Source organism: Thiohalophilus sp., assembly GCF_034521165.1.
Taxonomy (GTDB): Bacteria; Pseudomonadota; Gammaproteobacteria; order UBA6429; family Thiohalophilaceae; genus Thiohalophilus.
In genome coordinates this window covers 645,757-667,900 of sequence record NZ_JAXHMV010000008.1, presented here as the reverse complement: position 1 = coordinate 667,900, position 22,144 = coordinate 645,757, and the positions used below count along the sequence as shown (strand labels likewise).

General features: G+C 59.4%; 21 protein-coding genes. 14 read left to right on the top strand and 7 right to left on the bottom strand.

Translation table 11 applies throughout. From position 1 onward, the window contains the following. Positions 1-19: 19 nt before the first annotated feature. Positions 20-307: an Asp-tRNA(Asn)/Glu-tRNA(Gln) amidotransferase subunit GatC gene (gene gatC / locus U5K34_RS07960; RefSeq protein WP_322567852.1), complete on the bottom strand. Its 288-nt coding sequence runs from the start codon at positions 305-307 to the stop codon at positions 20-22. A gap of 182 nt (positions 308-489) precedes the next feature. Here gatC and U5K34_RS07955 point away from each other — a divergent pair, with 182 nt between their 5' ends. From U5K34_RS07955 to U5K34_RS07895, 13 genes are all read left to right on the top strand, one after another. Continuing rightward, entirely contained in the window at positions 490-1,536 is a 1,047-nt protein-coding gene (locus U5K34_RS07955; RefSeq protein ID WP_322567851.1) for a rod shape-determining protein, read from the top strand. Positions 1,537-1,611: 75 nt separating this feature from the next. Beyond that, on the top strand, positions 1,612-2,526 hold the full coding sequence (mreC, locus tag U5K34_RS07950; RefSeq protein ID WP_322568091.1) for a rod shape-determining protein MreC: 915 nt from the start codon (positions 1,612-1,614) through the stop codon (positions 2,524-2,526). Next, on the top strand, positions 2,523-3,011 hold the full coding sequence (gene mreD, locus U5K34_RS07945; RefSeq protein ID WP_322567850.1) for a rod shape-determining protein MreD: 489 nt from the start codon (positions 2,523-2,525) through the stop codon (positions 3,009-3,011). Before mreC ends, mreD begins: the two co-directional genes overlap by 4 nt. Positions 3,012-3,019: 8 nt before the next feature. Next, positions 3,020-4,891, top strand: coding sequence for a penicillin-binding protein 2 (mrdA, locus tag U5K34_RS07940; protein ID WP_322567849.1), 1,872 nt, complete (start codon positions 3,020-3,022; stop codon positions 4,889-4,891). Next, positions 4,878-6,017, top strand: coding sequence for a rod shape-determining protein RodA (rodA, locus tag U5K34_RS07935; protein WP_322567848.1), 1,140 nt, complete (start codon positions 4,878-4,880; stop codon positions 6,015-6,017). Before mrdA ends, rodA begins: the two co-directional genes overlap by 14 nt. 18 nt (positions 6,018-6,035) lie before the next feature. Continuing rightward, positions 6,036-7,016 carry a lytic murein transglycosylase B gene (gene mltB, locus U5K34_RS07930; RefSeq protein ID WP_322567847.1) on the top strand — a complete coding sequence of 327 codons (981 nt, stop codon included), beginning with the start codon at positions 6,036-6,038 and terminating at the stop codon, positions 7,014-7,016. Between the two features lie 21 nt (positions 7,017-7,037). Continuing rightward, positions 7,038-7,919, top strand: a complete 882-nt coding sequence (locus U5K34_RS07925) for a septal ring lytic transglycosylase RlpA family protein (RefSeq protein WP_322567846.1) — start codon at positions 7,038-7,040, stop codon at positions 7,917-7,919. Between the two features lie 108 nt (positions 7,920-8,027). Continuing rightward, a complete protein-coding gene (locus tag U5K34_RS07920; RefSeq protein ID WP_322567845.1) occupies positions 8,028-9,173 on the top strand; it encodes a D-alanyl-D-alanine carboxypeptidase family protein in 1,146 nt (381 codons plus the stop codon). A gap of 17 nt (positions 9,174-9,190) precedes the next feature. After that, a complete protein-coding gene (locus tag U5K34_RS07915) occupies positions 9,191-10,051 on the top strand; it encodes a D-amino acid aminotransferase (protein ID WP_322567844.1) in 861 nt (286 codons plus the stop codon). A gap of 150 nt (positions 10,052-10,201) precedes the next feature. Further along, entirely contained in the window at positions 10,202-10,468 is a 267-nt protein-coding gene (locus U5K34_RS07910; protein ID WP_322567843.1) for a DUF493 domain-containing protein, read from the top strand. A 2-nt stretch (positions 10,469-10,470) separates the two neighbouring features. Further along, on the top strand, positions 10,471-11,124 hold the full coding sequence (gene lipB, locus U5K34_RS07905) for a lipoyl(octanoyl) transferase LipB (RefSeq protein ID WP_322567842.1): 654 nt from the start codon (positions 10,471-10,473) through the stop codon (positions 11,122-11,124). A gap of 4 nt (positions 11,125-11,128) precedes the next feature. Continuing rightward, positions 11,129-12,106 (top strand): lipoyl synthase, encoded by a 978-nt coding sequence (lipA, locus tag U5K34_RS07900; protein ID WP_322567841.1) that lies wholly within the window; start codon positions 11,129-11,131, stop codon positions 12,104-12,106. Positions 12,107-12,162: 56 nt separating this feature from the next. Continuing rightward, positions 12,163-12,921, top strand: coding sequence for a YdcF family protein (locus U5K34_RS07895; protein WP_322567840.1), 759 nt, complete (start codon positions 12,163-12,165; stop codon positions 12,919-12,921). Positions 12,922-13,216: 295 nt separating this feature from the next. On the opposite strand, the gene U5K34_RS07890 is transcribed toward U5K34_RS07895, so the two are convergent. From U5K34_RS07890 to U5K34_RS07865, 6 genes are all read right to left on the bottom strand, one after another. Continuing rightward, positions 13,217-14,539 (bottom strand): L,D-transpeptidase family protein, encoded by a 1,323-nt coding sequence (locus U5K34_RS07890; RefSeq protein WP_322567839.1) that lies wholly within the window; start codon positions 14,537-14,539, stop codon positions 13,217-13,219. Next, positions 14,539-15,483 (bottom strand): tetratricopeptide repeat protein, encoded by a 945-nt coding sequence (locus U5K34_RS07885; protein WP_322567838.1) that lies wholly within the window; start codon positions 15,481-15,483, stop codon positions 14,539-14,541. The genes U5K34_RS07890 and U5K34_RS07885 overlap by 1 nt, the downstream gene beginning before the upstream one ends. Before the next feature lie 75 nt (positions 15,484-15,558). Further along, a complete protein-coding gene (locus U5K34_RS07880) occupies positions 15,559-16,584 on the bottom strand; it encodes a M14 family metallopeptidase (protein ID WP_322567837.1) in 1,026 nt (341 codons plus the stop codon). Then, entirely contained in the window at positions 16,568-18,001 is a 1,434-nt protein-coding gene (locus U5K34_RS07875; protein ID WP_322567836.1) for a glutamate-cysteine ligase family protein, read from the bottom strand. Before U5K34_RS07875 ends, U5K34_RS07880 begins: the two co-directional genes overlap by 17 nt. Beyond that, positions 18,001-18,666 carry an N-acetylmuramate alpha-1-phosphate uridylyltransferase MurU gene (murU, locus tag U5K34_RS07870; RefSeq protein ID WP_416224046.1) on the bottom strand — a complete coding sequence of 222 codons (666 nt, stop codon included), beginning with the start codon at positions 18,664-18,666 and terminating at the stop codon, positions 18,001-18,003. Before murU ends, U5K34_RS07875 begins: the two co-directional genes overlap by 1 nt. Beyond that, entirely contained in the window at positions 18,663-19,673 is a 1,011-nt protein-coding gene (locus U5K34_RS07865; RefSeq protein ID WP_322567835.1) for an aminoglycoside phosphotransferase family protein, read from the bottom strand. The genes murU and U5K34_RS07865 overlap by 4 nt, the downstream gene beginning before the upstream one ends. A gap of 185 nt (positions 19,674-19,858) precedes the next feature. On the opposite strand from U5K34_RS07865, the gene U5K34_RS07860 reads away from it, so the two are divergent. Continuing rightward, positions 19,859-22,084, top strand: coding sequence for an LPS-assembly protein LptD (locus U5K34_RS07860; RefSeq protein ID WP_322567834.1), 2,226 nt, complete (start codon positions 19,859-19,861; stop codon positions 22,082-22,084). Positions 22,085-22,144 lie beyond the last annotated feature (60 nt).

Genomic DNA, 22,144 nt, shown 5'->3' with positions numbered 1-22,144 from the left:
GAAAAACCGGATGGGCCACTTACTCGACGACCCGGGGAACCAGGTAAAGTCCGTCCTCGACACTGGGCGCCTGGGCCTGAAACCGTTCCCGCTGATCCGTTTCGGTCACCCGGTCCTCGCGCAGGGGCTGGACGGCATCGAGGGGGTGCGCCATGGGCGTGACCTCGGCGGTGTCCACCGCGTTCATCTGCTCGACCATTTCCAGAATGTTCGACAGGTTGTCGGCGTAGCCGGGAATATCCGCCTCATCGATGGCCAGCCGGGCCAGATGCGCAATCTTCTCGACGTCAGATTTATCCAGTGACATGGTTCCCTCGGTAATCCAGCAATAATCCAGAAAATACAAGAATATCCCGGCGCCGGGGCCGGTTGTGATGGGCTAGGCAAATTGGCAACGTTACCACAGATGATTCCTTGCCCAAAGCCCTTCTATTTGATTACAGTACCCGTTTATACTGACGTATCCCATCACCTATAAAGATTACAAACATGTTTGACAGTTTACGGGGTCTTTTCTCCAACGATATTTCCGTCGATCTGGGTACCGCCAACACCCTGATTTATGTCCGCGGCCAGGGTATTGTACTCAATGAACCCTCGGTTGTGGCGATTCGCCAGGAGCGCGGACCGGGCGGGCCCAAGTCGATCGCCGCCGTCGGCGCCGAGGCCAAGCGCATGCTGGGCCGCACTCCGGGCAATATTGTCGCGGTACGGCCGATGAAAGACGGCGTTATCGCCGACTTTACCGTCACCGAGAAAATGCTCCAGCATTTTATTCGCAAGGTCCACGAGACGCGCTTTTTCCGCCCCAGTCCGCGGGTATTGATCTGCGTACCCTGCGGTTCCACCCAGGTGGAACGCCGGGCGATTCGTGAATCGGCCGCCGGTGCCGGGGCACGCGATGTCTATCTGATTGAAGAACCCATGGCTGCGGCCATCGGTGCCGGCATGCCCATCTCCGACGCCAGCGGCTCGATGGTCGTGGATATCGGTGGCGGTACCACCGAGGTAGCCGTGATCTCCCTGAGCGGGATCGTCTATTCCGCCTCGGTGCGTATCGGCGGTGATCGCTTCGACGAGGCGATCATCAATTACGTGCGACGCAACTACGGCAGCCTGATCGGCGAATCCACCGCCGAGCGCATCAAACAGGATATCGGGACCGCCTACCCCGGCCACGAGGTACGCGAACTGGAAGTCCGCGGCCGTAACCTGGCCGAAGGGGTACCGCGCAGCTTTACCCTCAACAGTAATGAAATTCTCGAATCGCTGCAGGAACCGTTGTCGGGGATCGTCAGTGCGGTCAAGACCGCGCTGGAACAAACGCCCCCCGAACTGGCCTCGGACATTGCCGAACGCGGCATGGTCCTGACCGGCGGTGGCGCCCTGCTGAACGATCTGGATCGACTGCTGATGGAAGAGACCGGCCTGCCGGTGATTATCGCCGAGGACCCGCTGACCTGTGTGGCACGCGGCGGTGGCCGGGCGCTGGAGATGATCGACGAACACGGTGGCGATCTGTTCACTGTCGAATAATGATTCCGGCCCGCGACCGGTCATCGCCGGTCAGGCCGCCCGGCCGATTCACTCGAGCGGGCAAAAACCGGTAACCTGTTCCTGTCCTGTATTCCGTCGGGGAGCCTGACTGTTAAACTTTTATTCGTACAAGGTCCGTCCGCCACGATCCGGCTATTGTTGCTGATCCTGATTTCAGTGGCCCTGATGACCGTGGATCACCGCACCAGCTATATCAATACCCTGCGTTCCGGACTGACCGTTGTGGTCTATCCCCTGCAATACGCGGTCAATCTGCCCGCCGATTTCATGGGCTGGGCATCACAAACCTTTGTCACCCGCGATACGCTGTTAAAAGAAAACGAAGAGCTGCGCACCCAGAACCGGCTGCTCAAGGCCCAACTGCAAAAACTCACCTTTATAGAATCAGAGAACGTCCATCTGCGCGAACTGCTGCAATCCTCCAAGCGCGCCGGTGAACGTATTCTGATCGCCGAACTGCTGGCGGTGGATCTCGACCCCTACAGAAAACAGGTGGTGATCAACAAGGGCAGCAGTCACGACGAACTGTATATCGGCCAGCCCATCGTCGATGCCCACGGGGTGATGGGGAAACTGACGCATGTCACCCCCTTCTCCAGCACCGCACTGCTGATCACCGATCCCAATCACGCGGTACCGGTACAGGTCAATCGCAACGGGCTGCGCGCCGTGGCCGTCGGCAGTGGCGAAGGGACCGTGGAACTGTTGCACCTGCCCAACAATGCCGATATACAAGAGGGTGATCTGCTGGTCAGTTCCGGCCTGGGCTGTGTCTATCCGGCCGGCTATCCGGTTGCCACGGTGACTAAAGTCACCACCAACCCCAGCCTGCCGTTTGCCGAAATCGTTGCCGAACCGGTTGCCCGCCTGCAACGCAGTCGCGAGGTGTTGCTGGTCTGGCCGGCGCTGGCCAACCTGCCACCGATGGAAAACCCCTGCGAAGTCCACAAACGGAGAAATGAACAATGAGACGGGACAGGCAGGGCGGCGGAGGTATGGTTCTGGCCAGCTTCATCGTGGCGCTGGCGCTGACGATTATGCCGTTACCCGACACGCTGGAACTGGCCCGGCCGGAATGGATGATTATGGTCGTGGTGTACTGGGTCATGGCGCTGCCCGAGCGCGTCGGCGTGGGAATTGCCTGGATCATGGGCCTGTTGCTCGATGTGGTGCGTGACGCCCTGCTCGGTCAATACGCCATTACTCTCGCCCTTATCGCATTTATCGTGATCTACATGCACCAGCGCCTGCGGGTCTTTCCGGTATGGCAACAGGCCCTGGTGGTCGGCATGCTGGTGATCCTGCAATATATTCTGGTGTTCTGGATCAAGGGGCTGACCGGGGAGCTGCCCTCATTCTGGAAAATGCTGTTGCCGGCCGTCAGCAGCCTGATCTTCTGGCCGCCGGTCTTTCTGCTTATGCGACAGATTCGACGCCGTTATCAAATCAGCTGAGCGAACCGATGCCGCGTAACACCCGTCCCGCTCTGAAGGATAACCTGCGAGAGACCGCCCTGTTTAACCGGCGCCTGCTGGTTGCCGGTATCGGGGTCGCGATATTGATGGCGATTCTGATCAGCCGGATGTTTTATCTGCAGGTTATCAACCAGGCCCACTTTTCCACGCTCTCGGAAAACAACCGGGTCAACCTGCTGCCCATTCCTCCCACGCGTGGCCTGATCTACGACCGCAACGGGATCGTACTGGCCCAGAACCAGCCCAGTTTTACCCTGACACTGGTACCGGAACACATTCCCGATCTGGACGCGACCCTGGCGCGCCTGCAGGACCTGATCCAGTTGACCGAGGCCGACATCGAACGCTTTCATCGTTACCGGCGGCAAAAACGCCGTTTCGAGGGGATTCCGTTACGTTTTCGCCTCACCGATGAAGAAGTTGCCCGCATCTCGGTCGATCAATACCGGCTGCCGGGTGTTGAAATCAAGGCCGAGCTGGCCCGCCATTATCCGCTGGGCAAGCTGGCCTCGCATGCTATCGGTTATGTCGGACGTATCAGTGAAAATGAACTGGATGACATCAACACCGCCAATTACAGCGCCACTACGCACATCGGCAAGGTGGGCGTGGAGCGTTATTATGAAGATCAGTTACACGGTGAGGTCGGCTACCAGCGCGTGGAAACCAACGCTCAGGGGCGGATTCTGCGCGTACTGGAACGCACCCTCCCCAAACCGGGCAAGAATCTTTACCTGAACCTGGATTCCCGACTGCAGAAAATTGCCGAAGAGAGCTTCCAGGAGGAAAACGGTGCTCTGATCGCGATGGACCCGACCAACGGCGCGGTCCTGGCCCTGGCCAGCATGCCAACCTACGACCCCAATCTGTTTGTCAACGGTATCGATTCGGCCTCCTATCGCGAACTGACTTCCTCCATAGCGCGCCCGCTGTTCAACCGCGCCTTGCGCGGTCAGTATCCTCCCGGCTCGACACTCAAGCCGTTTCTGGGGCTGGCCAGCCTGGAGACCGAAGCACTGCGACCCGATCATGAAATAAATTGCCGGGGCTGGTACAAGCTGAAAAATGACGAGCGGCGTTATCGTGACTGGAAAGAGGAAGGTCACGGTAAAACCGACCTGTCCAAGGCGATTACCGAATCCTGCGATGTCTACTTTTACGAATTGTCTTTTGAACTGGGCATCGACAACATACACAAGTACATGTCACGTTTCGGGCTGGGCAAACGGACTGGCATCGACATCCGTGGCGAAATGCCCGGACTGTTACCCTCGCGGGAATGGAAGCGCCGCACCCGTAACCAGCCCTGGTTCCATGGCGAAACCCTGATCACCGGCATTGGTCAGGGTTTTATGCTGACCACGCCCCTGCAACTGGCCAGTATTACCGCCACTCTGAGTCAGCGCGGCCAGCGCCAGACACCCCGCATGCTGTATGCGATCCAGGATGCCTCCACCAATGAATTCAATGTTCAGGATAGCAAGCCGCTGGAACCGATCCAGGATATCGAACAGGATCACTGGCAAACCGTGATCAAGGCCATGCGCGATGTCATCCACGGTCGCACGGGTACCGCCCGAGGAATTGGCTACGGTATGCAATACGAAGCCGCCGGCAAGACCGGCACTTCGCAGGTCTTTGGTATTGCCCAGGGTGAAGAGTATGTCGAGGAAGATATCGCCAAACGCCTGCGTGACCACGGACTGTTTATCAGCTTTGCCCCCGTGGACGATCCCCGTATCGTGGTCGCGGTGATTGTGGAAAACGGCGGCAGTGGCAGCTCCTCGGCGGCCCCGATTGCCCGCAAAATCATGGATCACTACCTACTCAACCAGGATCCGCCTCATGAGCCTGACTGACAGCCATCAGCTCGCCAACGAAAACCGGATCAGTGCCGGTCGCCAGCTGTTGCAGCGTCTGCATCTGGACCTGCCACTATTGATCGCCTTGCTGGTGCTGGCAGTCATCGGCGGCTTCGTTCTTTACAGTGCCTCCGATCGCGGAACGGATATGCTGATACGCCATGCCCTGCGTCTGCTGATCGGTTTTGTCATTATGGTGGGCATTGCACAGCTGCAACCGGACACCATTCGCCACTGGTCGCCGTGGTTATACGCCCTCGGCCTGATATTGCTGCTGGCCGTCCTTGCCTTTGGCCAGAGTGGCGGCGGCGCCCAACGCTGGCTGGACTTCGGCCTGTTCCGCTTTCAGCCCTCGGAGATCATGAAACTGGCCGTGCCGATGATGCTCGCCTGGTATCTGTGCATTACAGCGATCCCGCCATCACCAAAGCGTTTGCTGGTGGCATTACTGCTGCTGATCATCCCCACGTTGTTGATCGCCCGTCAGCCCGATCTGGGCACGGCCCTGTTGATTGCCAGTGCCGGTTTTTTCGTGCTGTTTCTTGCCGGACTGCGCTGGAGTTTCATCGTCGGCGCCCTCGTTGCCCTGACCGCCAGTACGCCGTTGGTCTGGAACACCCTGCTGCGCGATTATCAACGTCAACGGGTTCTGACCTTCCTGAATCCGGAGCTCGAGCCGCTGGGTTCGGGCTACCACATCATTCAATCCACCATTGCCATCGGCTCGGGCGGGATCCATGGCAAGGGCTGGCTCAATGGCACACAGGCGCATCTGGATTTTCTACCGGAGCGATCCACTGACTTTATTTTCGCGGTCTACAGCGAGGAGTTCGGTCTGCTGGGTGTTCTGCTGCTGCTGTTTTTCTATGCCGTGCTGATTGCCCGTGGCCTGATGATCGCCACCCAGGCCCAGGACACCTACAGTCGCCTGCTGGCCGGCAGCATCACCCTGACATTCTTTATTTATGTCCTGGTCAATATCGGCATGGTCTCCGGGCTGATGCCGGTCGTCGGCGTTCCCCTGCCATTAATTAGCTATGGCGGCACATCGATAGTGACCCTGATGGCCGGTTTCGGTATTCTTATGTCCATCCAGACGCATCGGCGTCTTATATCAACCTGACAGAGTGCAGTAGCTGTAATGAAAATCGTTCGTTTTACCCTGTTATCACTGGGCCTTTTCCTGAGTACCGCCTCCCCCGCGCAGGATTTTTCCAACAATGAGCAGCTGCAGACATTCATCCAGGAGATGAATCAGAAGCACAACTTCGAGACTGACCGGCTGCGTCAGATATTTAATAATACCCGGCTGCATCAAAGTATTCTCGACGCGATTTCCCGGCCGGCGGAAAGCAAGCCCTGGCATGAATACCGCCCCATATTCGTCACCCACGATCGCACCAGCGGCGGGGTACGCTTCTGGCGCGAACATCGTGACGCCCTGCAACGGGCGGAAGAAAAATTCGGGGTGCCGCCGCAAATCATCACGGCCATCATCGGTGTCGAAACCCGCTATGGCAGGCATGCCGGTCGTTATCCCGTGCTCGACGCCCTGGCCACGCTGGCCTTCGCCTACCCGCCGCGCAGCAGTTTCTTTCGCAAGGAACTGGAACAATACCTGTTGATGACCCGCGAAGAAGATCTGGATCCGCTGGAACAAAAAGGCTCCTACGCCGGTGCCATGGGAATGCCGCAGTTTATCTCCAGCAGTTTCCGCCGCTATGCCATCGACTTTGACGGTGACGGCAAACGGGATCTGTGGGGTAACCCGGACGATGTCATCGGCAGTGTCGCCAATTATTTTCACAAGCATCGCTGGAAGCCGGGTCAACCGGTAGCCCACAAGGTCAGGGTGCATGGCAAAAAATACCGCCAGCTACTCGACAACGACTTGCGAGCCAGTCATACCCAGCAGGAATTGCTGGACAACGGGGTCATTCTGCCCCGGAATATTCCGCGCGATCTCAAGGGTAACCTGCTTGAACTGGATACCGGCAACGGCCCGGAATACTGGGTTACCTGGCATAACTTTTATGTGATCAGCCGCTATAATCATAGTGCGCTGTATTCCATGGCGGTGTACCAGCTCAGCGAACTGATCGTCGCCGCCCGTAATAACTAGCCTGATTCAGGGGGAGCGCCAGTGAAACACGCCGTTCTCATCGTCTGCGCCGCCTTGCTGGCCGCCTGTGCCGGCGGCAGCAACTCGCGCTATGCCATGCAGCATGACAGTGCGCCGGACGATGATTTCGATGCCTCACGCATTCCCGATGCCGTCCCGCGAGTAGAACCTCGCAGCCGTTATGGCAATCCCGACTCCTATGTGGTCAGGGGTCGACGTTATCATGTCAAAACCAGCAGCCAGGGTTATGTCGAACGCGGCCATGCTTCCTGGTATGGCAAAAAATTCCACGGCCATCGCACCTCCAGTGGCGAGACCTACGACATGTATGCCATGACCGCGGCCCACAAAACCCTGCCGCTGCCGACCTACGCCGAGGTCACCAATCTGGATAATGGCAGGAAGATCATTGTCAAAATCAACGATCGCGGCCCGTTTCATCCGGGGCGCATCATCGATCTCTCCTATGCCGCAGCCAAAAAACTGGGCATGACCGGCAAGGGCACCGCCCCGGTACAGGTCAGGGCGATCGATCCCCGCCAGCCGGCTCGTCCGGTGCAGGTCAAACGCCCGGGCGCGTCCTCGCGCTATATCGCCGCCCGCATGGGCCGCCAGCTGCCGAAACAACCGACCGATACCGACCCGCCCGCCCCTGCCAGCCCGTCCGCGAGCAGCGACATCTTTATCCAGGTCGGCGCTTTCTCCAGCCGCGATAACGCCGAGCAGTTACGCACCCGGCTTGACCGGCAATTCAACAATCTGAGTGTGGCCGCGGCGTTTCATGACGATACCCGACTCTACCGGGTGCGGATCGGACCTCTGGCCAGCCGCGAACAGGCCGACCGCTTGATCGAGCGGATTATTCTCAACGGCCTGGGCCAGCCCCGCCTGATCATCGACTGACGCTTCCCCCGTGCAAAGATAAACCGGCCATTTTGCGACAGATGGCTGGGTTTCGCGCGCCTCAGCCGTTAAAATGGCCCAAATCCATTCCAGCAATAGAGAAACAATATGCGCTTTGTCATTCCCGCCATCGCCCTGCTGGCCGCAGTGCTCAGCCCCGCTCTGAACGCCGCCCCGGATCTGGTACCCGCGCCACCACAGTTGCCGGCGACCTCCTGGCTGCTGATTGATCATGACAGTGGCCGGGTGCTGGTCGAACATGAGCCCGATGCCCGGGTCGAGCCGGCCAGTATCACCAAAACCATGACCAGTTATGTGGCGTTTCATGCCCTGCGCAATGGCAGCATTAATCTGGATGACATGGTTCGCATCAGCAAGAACGCCCGCTACAAGCATACTGACGGTTCGCGCATGTTCGTCGAGTACAACTCGCAGGTCAGTGTGGAAGACCTGCTACGCGGGGTCATCGTCCAGTCCGGCAATGATGCCAGTATCGCCCTGGCGGAACACATTGCCGGCAGTGAAGAGAGCTTTGTGACCCTGATGAACCGCCATGCGCAGGCCCTGGGTATGGACAATACTCACTTCACCAACAGCACCGGCTGGCCGGATGAAAATCATTACACGACCACCGAGGATCTGGCCACGCTGTCGCGTGCATTGATCAACGATTTCCCAAAAAAATACGCCATGTTCGCCGAGAAACATTTTACACATAACGAGATCAAGCAATCCAACCGCAACAGTCTGTTGTGGCTGGACGACCGGGTTGACGGCATCAAGACCGGCCATACCGAATCGGCCGGCTATTGCCTGGTCTCCTCGGCCGTCAATGAGGATATGCGCCTGATTGCCGTGGTAATGGGTGCCGACAGCGACAACCAGCGCGACAATGCCAGCCGTAAACTGCTTAATTACGGTTTTCGTTTCTACGAAACGTTCCAGTTACACGATGCCAACGAACCGTTAACCGAAATGCGTATCTGGAAAGGCGAGCAGGATGTGGTACCGCTGGGACTGGAGACGCCACTGTTTGTCACTATCCCGCGAGGTCAACGTGATGACGTCAAAGCCAATATGAAAGTAGACTCCATGATCATGGCGCCGGCGAAGAAAGGCCAGGAATACGGTACCGTCAATGTCATGCTTGGCGAGGAAGCGCTGGCAAGCAAACCGCTGGTGGCACTGCGCGATGTCAACGAAGGCAGCATCTGGCGCAAGCTGGTGGATAACATCAAGCTCATGTTCAAATAAGCCGGCGACATACGAATATGTCCGAATCTATCTGCTATTTGAACGGTAACTACCTGCCGCTGGATGAAGCCTGCGTTCCGGTACTGGATCGCGGCTTCATTTTCGGCGACGGGGTTTATGAAGTCATACCCGTCTATGCCGGCAAACCCTTTCGTCTGGACCATCATCTGCAACGACTCGATAACAGCCTCAACGGGGTGTATCTTTCCAATCCGCTCGATAACGCAACCTGGACGCAGATCCTGCAACAGATCATCGAGCGTAATGGCGACGGTGACCAGTCCCTGTACCTGCAGGTCACCCGCGGCGTGGCCAAACGCGATCACGGTTTTCCGGCCACCGCGCAACCCACCGTGTTTGTCATGAGTAATCCGTTCAAACCGGTGGACAGCGAACTGCTGGAAGAAGGCGTCGCCGCCATCACTCTGGAAGATATCCGCTGGCAATACTGCCATATCAAAAGCATTGCCCTGCTGCCCAATATTCTGTTGCGCCAGCAGGCCCTGGACGCCGACGCCGCCGAGGCGATTCTGCTCAAGGGCGACAGGGTCACTGAGGGCGCCGCCAGTAACGTGTTTATCGTACTCGATGGCATCTTGCTGACGCCCCCCAAGGGCGAGTGCCTGCTGCCGGGCATTACCCGTGATCTGGTCGTGGAGCTGGCCGAGCAGCACGGCGTCCCCTGCGAGCAACGGGATATCACTCGCGAGGAACTGTTGCGGGCCGGGGAAGTCTGGGTCACCAGTTCCACCCGGGAGATCCTGCCGGTAACCCGGCTCGACGGGCATCCGGTCGGCGACGGGCGGCCCGGCCCGGTATGGCAAAAGCTGTACGCCATCTACCAGGACTACAAGGACGAGCTGCGCCGCTCAGTCTGAAGTCGCCGTGCTTTTGTGTTAAAGAGACCAATAAGCCAGCGAACACACTGAAGACACTGAATCTGTACCGGAGCGTTCTTCCCTTCAGTATTTTCGGTGTACAGTCAGTGCTTTCGGTGGTTCCATAACAGGCAGCTAATCGGTAATGCCATGAGTGAGGAAGAAACATTTCTCGAATTTCCCTGCGAGTTTCCCATCAAGGTCATGGGCCGCAGTGACGTGGATCTGCAATCGATGGTCATGGAACTGGTGAGCAAACACGCGCCGGACCTGAGCGAGCAGGACATCACCCGCCGTGACAGCCGCCAGGGGAATTATGTCTCCCTGACCGTCACGGTGACCGCCACCAGCAAGGCCCAACTGGATCGCATTTATCTGGAGCTCAACGCCCACGATGCGGTGCTGATGACCCTCTAGCCGTGAGTCAACCGTCATCCGACAAGCGCCTGCGGATCCGCCTGCGGGGATTGTGTGACTATGAACCGATCTGGCACGAGATGCAGGCCTTCACGCAGCAGCGCCAGCCCGATACGCCGGATGAACTGTGGCTGCTGCAACACCCGCCGGTCTTCACCCTGGGACGCAATGCCAAACCCGAACACCTGCTCGATCCCGGCGATATTCCGGTGATCCCCATCGATCGCGGCGGCCAGGTCACATACCACGGACCGGGGCAGCTGATGGTGTATATCCTGGCGGATCTGAAACGACTGGGAATGGGGATTCGCGAGTTTGTCAGCGCACTGGAACAGTCCGTCATCGATCTGCTTGCCGAGTATCAAATCGCCGCGCGCGGACGGCGCGATGCGCCCGGTGTCTATGTACAAGACGCCAAGATTGCCGCGCTGGGCCTGCGGGTCAAACAGGGTTGCACGTATCATGGCCTGGCCCTCAACATCGACATGGATCTGTCACCGTTCTCCCGCATCAACCCTTGCGGCTACGCGGGCATGGCCGTGACCCAGATGCGCGATCTGGGTGTCACCGACAGCCTGGAGACGATCCGCGATCGATTCGTTGGGCATTTACTTACCAATCTGGGCTACAATGGCCGGGAACAGCCGCCGGAATAATCTTATGAGTCAACCGTCCGATCCCCATTCACAGGACACACCGCCGCGCACCGCCAATCCGCTCAAGGGCAAATCCAAGACCGCTCGCATTCCGATCAAGGTGGTCCCGGCGGACAAACCGTTACCCAAACCACGCTGGATTCGTGCCCGCTCGCCCAACTCGCCGGAAGTGGCCCGACTGAAACAACTGCTGCGCGATCACAACCTGTATACGGTCTGCGAGGAAGCGGCCTGTCCGAATCTGGGCGAATGTTTTGCCCACGGCACCGCGACCTTCATGATCATGGGCGAGGTCTGCACCCGGCGCTGTCCGTTTTGCGATGTCGCCCATGGCCGCCCGGATCCGCTGGACGAAGCGGAACCGCATAATCTGGCGGTTACCATCGGCGCCATGCAATTGCGCTATGTGGTAATCACCTCCGTAGATCGCGATGATCTGCGCGACGGCGGTGGCGCCCATTTCGCCCGCTGCATTGAGGCGGTCAGGCAACAGAGTCCCGCAACCGGTATCGAGATCCTGGTGCCCGATTTTCGCGGCCGCATGGAAAAAGCGCTGGGCGAACTGGTCGGGGCCCTCCCCGATGTGTTCAATCACAATCTCGAGACCGTACCTCGCCTGTACAAACAGGCCCGTCCGGGGGCCGATTACGCCTGGTCACTGAAACTGCTGCAGCAATTCAAACAGCAACACCCCGGAATACCGACCAAATCGGGCTTGATGCTGGGACTGGGCGAAAGTCTTGAGGAAGTGCAACAGGTGATGCAGGATCTGCGCAAACATGAGTGCGACATGCTGACCCTGGGGCAATACCTGCAGCCGGGACCGCATCACCTGCCGGTCAGTCGCTATGTCACCCCGGAGGAGTTCAAACAACTGGAAACCCTCGGCTATGAAATGGGTTTCAGTAATGTCGCCAGCGGACCCATGGTGCGCTCTTCCTACCATGCGGATAAACAGGCCGCCGGCGAAGCGATCACCTGATTCAAAAAAGTAACGGTTGTACCCCCTAATCCACATTATAAAGACGGGGCACGGGTTTGGAAATTCTGCTTATTCGACTGATTGAATCCCTGCTGATGCCGCCGGGATTGATGATCCTGATGATGCTGCTCGGCTCGTTATTGATCGGGCGCTTGTTTGTCACCGGCAAGGTACTGGTCATCGGCGGCTTTGCGCTGTTGATCGCCGCCAGTCTGCCGATTGTCTCCAGCAATCTGCTTGCTCTGCTGGAACAGCCCCCGCCACTGAACATGGCAAAACTCAAGGAACAACGCGTCCAGGCCATTGTAATCCTCGGCGGCGGACGTTATGCCGACGCCCCCGAATTCGACGGCCGGGATACCGTGTCAAAACATACCCTCGAGCGGTTGCGTTACGGCGCCCGCCTGCAGCGCCAGAGCCAGCTGCCGGTACTGGTCACCGGCGGCAATCCTTACGGTCGCCCGGTCGCCGAAGCCGAACTGATGCGCCAGACCCTGGAGCAGGCCTTCAACATCCCGGTGAAATGGGTCGAAAGCGCCTCGACCAATACCTGGGAAAACGCCCGCTACAGCCGGATTCACCTCAAGCGCGCCGGCATCAACCGCATTGCCCTGGTAACCCACGCCTGGCACATGCCGCGCTCGGTCAGCGCCTTCCAACAACAGGGCTTCGACGTTATCCCCGCTCCCACCGCCTACAGCACCCGCGCCCGTCCCCTGCTGCTGCAATTCGTCCCCGACGCCAGCGCCCTGGAAGACAGCCGCAAAGCCCTGCACGAACTCCTCGGCCGCCTCTGGTATGCCGTGCGGTATTAGATAGAACCGTGGAAGAAACGCAAAGGACGCAAAGACGCGGAGAACGCAAAGAATTTATTATGCAGTATTATCTTCGCTCTGCGTCTTTGCGTTAGTTTCAGGTTTAATCAAAGAAGACCACCGAAGACACTGAAAAACACCGAACAGACAGAACCAGTGTATTCGGTGTCTTCAGCATTTTGATCATTGCTTAATGAGCGATAATGCGAAGTGTCGCATTCAACCATTCTTTTCTCTGCGTCCTTTGCGCCTCCGCGTCCTCCGCGTTCCTTCCAGTGGACCTAAGAAGTGGTAATCAGCGGCCTTCGTAGACGATGCGCCAGTGGCCGTCGCGGCGGGTGAGGTAGAGGCGTTTTTGCATTTCGCTGTTGAAGTTGTTGGAGCGGTAGGTCTGGTGCATGCGGGCCACGACCAGATCGCCCTGCTGGTTCTCCACCCGGGGATAGCTGAACAGGGAGATGTCATCGAGTTTGACGTCCTGGAAGGTCTTGGACTGCGCGACCTGGCGTTTGTAGCGTTTCCAGCTTTGAATGTCGTGCGAGCGGGTCCAGAAATTCTTGTCATAATGTGACAGGTAGCGTTCGGTATCCAGGCTTTCCCAGTCCTGCTCCCACGCCTGCAGGGCCTGCAGTATCTCCTGACGTTCATTGCGCCAGGTCTGCTCGTCAACCCAGTCGATGCGCGAGGTGATGATCACCGGCGTGACGCCGGGTTTGATCTCGTTTTTGATCGCGTCGAGATCGTAATTGGACAGTACCACGCAGCCTTCACTGTCCAGCGGCGGACGACTGTAGAATTCGCGCTCGGTGCCGTGCAGCCAGATCCCGTAACCGGTTTTACCCTGTTTGCGATCCAGTTCGTTGGGGTAATTGACCGGAAACGCACCGATACCATAGCGCTCGGGCAGTTCTTCATCGGGTATCCAGTTGGTGACAAAGTAAACCCCTTCGGGGGTACGCAAATCGCCCCGCACCACCTTGTTGCCCTGCTTGCGTCCGGTACTGACATAGTAATCACGGACCAGGCGCGGCGGTTGTGCCTTGCCCTGTTGTTCGAACAGGAATAACCGGTGGCGAGACTTGTCCACCACAATGGCATGCCCGACGTTATCGCTCAGGGTCAGGATCTGGCGCGGTATCCGGGCGTGCCGTTCCCTGTCCAGATGGACACCCAGACGGTAATCCGCTTCCTGCTGCAGGTCCTGCAGGACGTCGCGCGCCTCACGACTGAGACTGGCAAACAGTCGGGCATCGCCGATGTCGTTAACCGGGCGCCATTTCATCATGCGCAAATCGGCGTAGACCATGTGCGCCAGCTGGAAATTGGGCGCCCGCTGGCGCAAGGCATCGAGCTCACGCAGTGCCGCCTCGAGATTGCCGCTGCGAAAATAGATCAGGCCTTTTAACAGACTGGCTTCATGATCGGCGGGATGGACGGCCAGTCGCTCATCGAGATGGGAGAGGGCCTCGCCCACCTGCCGCTCCAGGCTCAGGGGCGCACCCGGATTTTCGCGCATGGCCAGATGCGCGAGCAGGGTCGGTTCCGCCTGCACGGCCCCCGGCAGCAGCAAAGTGCCGCCAAGCAGTAATCCGGTTAAAAAGCCACGACGGAGCATCATCAAAGTGTGTTTTCCCGGCTGATTCGCCAGCCATTGTTCTCACGGCTGAGGATCAATTGTTTATGCGTGACATCCCCGTAGGTATCGGAGCGGTATTTCTGGATAAACTCCACCACCGCCTGTTGCGCGGACTGTTCGGCAATCTGCAGTTTCTCCAGTTCAACCCGGATCCATTCGGGACGCTTCAAGCGTACCTGGCGTTGTTGCTCCCAGCCCTGGCGGGTGAGGCCGTCGTCCGGGCGAAAATCCCCGGCGTAAAATGACAAATAGCGTCCCACGTCCTGCGCCGCCCAGGCCCGGGCCCAGTCGCGCACGGTCTGCTCGATGGCCGCCGGTTCGCTCTCCTGCAGCGGGATAGTTGGCGAAGGCGTAGTCTCGACAACGTCAGCCGGTTGTTGTTGTGTCTCGCCCTTCTCCGGCGGTGCGGAGGCCGCCGGGCGCGGGGGCTCGTCCAGATCCAGTTCCAGGGTGGCAAGCGTCACGCGCTGCTCGGGCACATCCACCCGCAACGCCTTGCCATAGGAGGCGCGGGCAATTTCCACGTTCACCGTCTGCAGATTACGGTACACCGTGGCATAGGCCGGATCGATCCCGGTCAGGGCCTGCTCCAGTACCTGACTGGCCTGCGTCAGTTGCTCCTGCTCCATCAGCAACGCCGCCAGGTTGTTATACGCCTCGACACGTTGCGGCTGTTGTTCGATCAATTGCCGATAAGCGCGTTCCGCCGCCCCGGGCCGGCCCAGGGCGGTCAGGGCGCGGGCGCGCAGAAACAACCCGTCGTCATCGTCGGGGGCCGCCTGCAGGTGCTCATCGATCAGGGTCAGCGCCCGTTCGGCCTGCCCCGTCTGCAGCAGCGACTGCGCGTCATCCAGCGTGCCAGCCGACAGGCCCGCAAAGAGGAACCACAGCAGCGCACCGGTCGCCACCCTGAGTTTCATCGTCATCAACAACCCTGTATAAAAACATTAATGATTATAACAATTTACCATGCCGCGGCAAGCCAAAGCGGTGCCGGGCGTTCAGCCGGCGCCGGGTAATGGCAGGCGTTCCATCAAATAGCAGAGACAATCCTGGCGGATGATCTCGGCATCCAGGGTCAGCATCGAGGGCATGACCGGCACGCGGGTATAAATGCCGCCATCGCGCAGTTCGAAATAGCGGCCACTGACTTCATTACCCTGCTCGTCGCGGGCGTGCAGGGCCAGCTGACAATCCGCCCGGAAGCGTCCGAAACAGGTGCCGGGCGGCAACTCGCTGAAGTTATAACGATCGATAGCCGGGCTGAGATCGACGTCGGCCGTCTCATCGCCCACCGCCACCGAACATTGTTCGGGCACGTTGACCACCGCCACCGTATGAAACAGATCCACATCCTGCGCGGCCATCGGGTGATCGGGAAAGACCGACAGGTGCAGCGCCGCTTCGATAAATTCGATCACATGCGCCACGCCCCGCGCGTCATCGGGTTTACCACATTCGATGGTGACCGCCGGGCACAGCGCGGCCATGGCCATGGAGAGCACCGTATCCGGCTTGAGAAAATAGACCACGGTACGACTGAACAGCGTCGCCAGATGCAGATAATCATCCTGCAGGCGGTTCACGCAGGCGTAATGGGGATTGGTGCCGGTGTTGTTGTGTATATCGATGGCGGCAAACAACGATTGCGGTTGTAACCAGGCCAGCAGCTCACGCGCCATGGCATACTCCGCCCCTTCGCCGTCGCCTTGCCAGATCCGGTTATAGTCCGCCTGCTGTGGCAGATGGCGCTGTCCCTGTGCCGCCGCCGCGACATTACCAATGAACAGATACACACTGCGCGGCAGACGGGGATATTTTTTCAGGAGGGCGCGCATGGCATCCCAGCCGGTGGTTTCGTTACCGTGCAACAGCACCGAAATAAACAACGGCCGGGGATCCTCGCCTGACAGGCGGATCAGTGTCGGACCGTTTAACTGTTCATGCAGACGCCGGGCAGGCAAATCCAGCAGGCCCGGCGGCACGGCATCGAGCCATGTCAGGCTGTTTTCAGAGGGGCCATGCATGAACCGGATCTCCCTGTTGCTGGCGTTCCAGATAGGCGGCCGTGAGGGCCTGCATATCCTTGCCATGTTGTTTGACATAATCGCGTTGCCAGCGGGCACCGTTTTGGCCACTGGCCACCCGTTGCGCGATAATTTCCAGATACTGTCGGCTGTCCGCTTCGGCCACGCCCAGTTGTGCGAGTCCCTCCCGGGCCATGGGCAGTAACACTTTTTGAATCAGTTCGCTGGCGGACAGCTGCCTGTCCTCGAACCACTGTTGCCGGGCACGCAGGCCGAAACGGGCCGCGGTATAAAAATTGTCCCGCGCCCGGTCGAAGGCCAGTTGCCGGCGCGGGGGAATCGGCAGATTCGCCAGCGCGGTAACCGCGCCATAATAAAAAGCGGCATTGGCAATGGTATCGATCAGGGTGGGCCCCGCCGGCACCACCCGGTGCTCGACCCGCAGATGCGGCGTGCCGTCTTCCTCAAAGCCGATCAGCGGACGATTCCAGCGCCAGATGGTGCCGTTATGCATGCGCAGGTGGGCCAGTTGTTCGGGCGCCTCGCCCAGGTCCACCGGCAGCATGACCGGATAATGGGCCAGATTCTCCTCGAAGCATTCCATCAGCGACTGTTTGACATAGCCGTTGCCAAAGGTCACCCGGCGAATCGGTCCGAAACGCGCCGCGTCATACCCGCCCACGGCGACCGCCTGCTCGAAAACCGGGATGCGGGTCTCGTCCCACAGACTTTTGCCGAACAGAAACGGCGAGTTGGCACTCACGGCAACCATCGGGCCGGCCAGAATGATACTGGCATTGAACAGCGGCACCGCGTTTTGCGGTGTGAGCTTCAGATGGATCTGAAAGGAGGTGGCGGCCGATTCGAGCATCACATCGCGATGCGTCACTCGCAAATGTTCCTCACCATTGATATCGAAGACCAACGGTTTGCCATGGCGCATGCGCACCACTTCACGATTGAGGGCCCGATAACGCTGCATGCGGGACATGTTGGCCAGGGTCAGCGAGTCATTCTCCACCGTCGGCAAAATCCCGATCATCAGCACCCGGGCGTCCAGCGCCTCGGCCGTATCAGTACAGTGGCGCCAGGTTTCGATCAGCTCGTTATGCATGGCGGTGAAGACCTCGCCGGCCAGATAACGCGGGGTACTGTTGACCTCGAAATTGAAACTGGCCAGCTCCGGCGACGCCAGAGGGGTATCCAGGCGTTTGAGAAACGCCTCGTTAATCGGTGCCGGCCGCAACGCGTCATCGATCAGCCAGGCCTCCAGCTCGAAACCGCCCTGCGGTTCCGTGCTCGCCAGCGCCCCTTCCTGCAACCAGCTTTTGAGCAGGGCGGTTTCCTGTTGCAGACGCTGTTCGAAGCGGGCGTAATCTTGTGCATCGAACTGGCTGCTCTGTATCTCTTCACCCATTAACCCTGACCACCATTCAGTTGCGCATCCAGTTCGGCCAGTCGTTGCGGCGTACCGATATCCCGCCATTGACCGGAATAATATTCTCCGCTCACCTTGCCCTGTTGCATGGCCGCGCGCAACAACGGCCCCAGCGGCCGCACGCCCGGCCTCAGATCCGCAAATAGTCCGGCCCGGTAAACCCCGATGCCGCTGAACGTCAGGCGCGGTTCGTGCTGTTCATCCAGAACATTCTCCCGCAGGCCAAAATCGCCCTGCGGATGATGCGCCGGATTGTCCACCATCACCAGATGCGCCAACCCTTCGGGTTCAGCAGGCAGTCGGGCCAGGGGATAATCGGTCCAGATGTCGGCATTGAGCGCGATAAACACCTCGCCCAGCCACGGCAGGGCCTGGATGATACCGCCGGCTGTCTCCAGTGCCGTCGCTTCGTGCGAATAATGCAGCCTCACGCCGTAACGCTCACCTGTGCCGAGTTTTTTTTCGATCTGATCGCCCAGCCAGGCATGATTGATCACGATCTCGTTAATCCCCGCCGCGGCCAGTGCCTCGATATGATATTCGATCAGCGCCTTGCCACCGGCCTGTAATAGCGGTTTGGGACAGGTGTCGGTCAACGGCCGCATGCGCTCGCCACGACCGGCGGCCAGGATCATGGCCTTCACGCCGACACACTCCGCGGCGTAATCTGTTCCAGTCGACGGGGCACATCCAGGCTTTGTAACAGCCCGGCAAAATCGATCAGCTCGGCATAGTCGCCCATGATCGGCAGGACATACCCGAGCGTGCGCGGAATGTCGGCCAGATACCCGGGCTTGGCGTCACGATAATTCAGTCGCGCGAAGATGCCGCTGGCCTTGAGATGGCGTTGTATACCCATCAGATCGAACCAGCGCAGGAACTGTTCGGCGCTCACTTGCGATTCAACGATCCCGGCCTGTTGCGCACGCTGCAGATAATCCCGCACCCACTGCTCGACTCGCTCGCGTGGCCAGGCGATATAACAATCGCGCAACAGGGAGACGAGATCGTAAGTGACCGGTCCCCGGACCGCGTCCTGAAAATCGATCACGCCGGGATTGGGTTCACTCAGCAACAGATTGCGCGAATGATAATCGCGATGCACGATCACTTCGGGTTGTTCCAGCGCCACATCGGCCAGATGCGCAAAAGCGCGTTGCAATATCTGCTGTTGCGCGGTATCCAGCACCAGCCCGAGATGCCGTTGCAGATACCAGTCGGCAAACAGTTGCATTTCCTGCATTAACCGCTCGCGATCGTAGTCGGGCAGCCAGCCGGGGATCGGCTGTTGTTGCAGCTGCAAAAGCGCGTCCATCGCATCCCCGTACAGGGCTTCGACACTGTTCTCGTTCAACGCCGGCAGGTAAAGTTGCGTGCCCAGATCGCTCAGTTGCAAAAAACCCTGTTCGGTATCCCGCGCCATAATCCGCGGCACATGCAGTCCCGCATCCATCATCAACCCGGCTACCCGGATAAAGGGCGCGGTATCCTCCTTTTCCGGTGGCGCATCCATGACGATGAAACTCGTGCCGTCATGGTGAATGCGAAAATAGCGCCGGAAGCTGGCATCGGCGGAAGCCGGTTCCAGCGAGTAGCGGTGATAGCCCTGCGTGGCCAGCCACTGTTCAAGTTGCTGCAAGCGTGTATCCAAACCAGTTTGCCTTTTACCTCTGCCAGGGCGAATTATACCGGTTATCCGCAACGGGAGCCGGACACTGACGGTATTTGTGTTAGCCGGGTCTGGGGTGTTCAACCTGTGACCATGTATAATGCCAACATACCATAACCCGACCGCCCGGCGCGGCATTACCACCGACCCGCAACTTCGAGGCCACCTTGCGTCAATCCGCCTGTCACTCCTGCTTTTGTCATCCGCGGCACCTGCGTGCCGGGATACTGGCGGCCATTTTGTGTGCCGGGGCGCCGGCCGCCGCGCAGACCGCCTCGACACTGTACGATGACGCGGACGAAGCGCAATCCGTAGCGACGAGCGAAACAAGTGGCGGACTCTGTCCGCCCGCCAGCCACGCCCCCCTGCCCCGCGTGGAAGGCGATCCGGATGACCCGCGCACGCACATCGAAGCCGATAGCGCCGACATCAGTCTCGAGACCGTCAGTGTATTTCGCGGCGCGGTGGCGGTACGCCGGGGACTGCGCCAGTTAAACGCGGATCGGGTCGACTACGATCGCCAGCAGGATACCGCCCACGCCGAGGGCAATGTGCGACTGCTGCAAAACGATCTGCTGATTACCGGGGCCGAGGCAGACCTGGATATGGCCGCCGGCACCGGGCAAGTCAGTCAGGCCACCTATCGGACCGCCGAAAACCAGCAGGGGCGGGCCGAGACCATCCGGATTCTGGACAAATACCGTACCGAACTGGATGACGCCACCTATACCACCTGCGATATCGGCGATCCCGACTGGTTGCTGAGCGCCGGTCACATCATGCTCGATAATGAAAACCGCCAGGGGTCAGCCAGCAATGTGGTGGTCCGCTTCAAGGGCGTCCCGTTTCTGTATTTGCCCTACATGCGGTTTCCCATCGGGGACGAACGGCTCAGCGGTCTGCTCTATCCCTCGATTGGCGATTCGGATCAACATGGCACCCGGGTGGTGGTACCGTATTACTGGAACATCGCCCCGCAAATGGATGCGACGCTCACGCTCGATCACATGAGTCGCCGCGGGACCATGTTGCAAACCGAGTTTCGCTATCTGACCGCCAATAACGAAGGCCAGCTGGACTGGCATTATCTGCCCGACGACAAGATCTACGGCGAGGATCGCGAACGGGTGCGCTGGCAGCATGAGGGGCGGGCCGATGCCGGCTGGAGCGGGCAGGTGGAGTACAATTCGGTCGCCGACACCGATCATCTGTTCGATTTCGGCGACGATCTCAATGCCACCAGTACCACCCACCTGCAACGTCGCGGTCAGCTGGTATACAACGCCGACCGCTGGCAGTTTACCTCCCTGGCCCAGAGTCATCAGGTCATTAACGGCAACGAAACCTATCAACGCCTGCCACAACTGGGACTGACCTCCCGCCTGCCGCAGCGGGACAATGCGCTCAATTACCACCTCGACGCCCAGTGGGTTGCGTTTGCCCATCGCGATGCGCCGACCGTGCCCGAAGGCAACCGGCTGGCCGTGGAGCCGTCGATCAGCCTGCCACTGCGCGCGGTCTACGGCTTTGCCGAACCCAGGTTGTCCCTGCATTACACCCAGTACGATCTGGATCCGGCGACGACCCCCAGCGAGCCCGAACAGACCCGCACGGTGCCGATTTTCAGTCTCAACAGCGGGCTGTTTTTCGAGCGCGATACCCGCATCGGCGAAACCGATCTGCTGCATACGCTCGAGCCGCAACTGTTTTATGCCTACATCCCCTATCGGGATCAGAGTGCGATCCCGGTATTCGACAGCGCCTTTCGGCGTTTCAATATTAACGATCCGTTTCGCGCCAACCGCTTCGACGGGGTCGATCGCATCGGCGACACCAATCACCTGACCGCGGCGCTCACCACCCGGCTGTTGGGTCAGCAAACGGGTCAGGAGCTGCTGATGGCCCGGCTGGCCCAGGTGTTCTACTTCGAAGATCGGCGGGTCACACTGGGCAACGACGCACTCGATGACAGCCGCCGCTCGGACATCATTGGCGAATTCGACCTGCGGCCCAATAACCGCTGGGCCTTCGACAGCGATGTCACCTGGTCACCGCAGGACGATGAGGTCACCGTCGGCAACGCCCGGCTGCGCTACTCGCCGTGGGACAGTCTGTCGCTGGCGGCCGCCTATCGCTTTCAGCGGGATCGGCTGGAGACCAGCGAGGCCGGGTTCGACTGGCGGCTCAATCCCCGCTGGGGGTTCCATGGCCGGCGGCTGTATGACCTGGAAAACCGGCGCGAGCTGGAATCGGTCCTGGGGCTGCGTTACGACAGCTGCTGCTGGGGCCTGAGCCTGGAAGCCGGCAAGCGTTTTGTCAGCAGCGACCGGCCCGAGGAAAACACCCTGTTGCTGATCCTGGAGCTCAAGGGGCTGGCCAGCTTCGGGGAGTAACATCGCGCTCAATCCTGGCCACCGAATCCTGGCATCGGGCGGGGCCGCCTGTGTTATGCT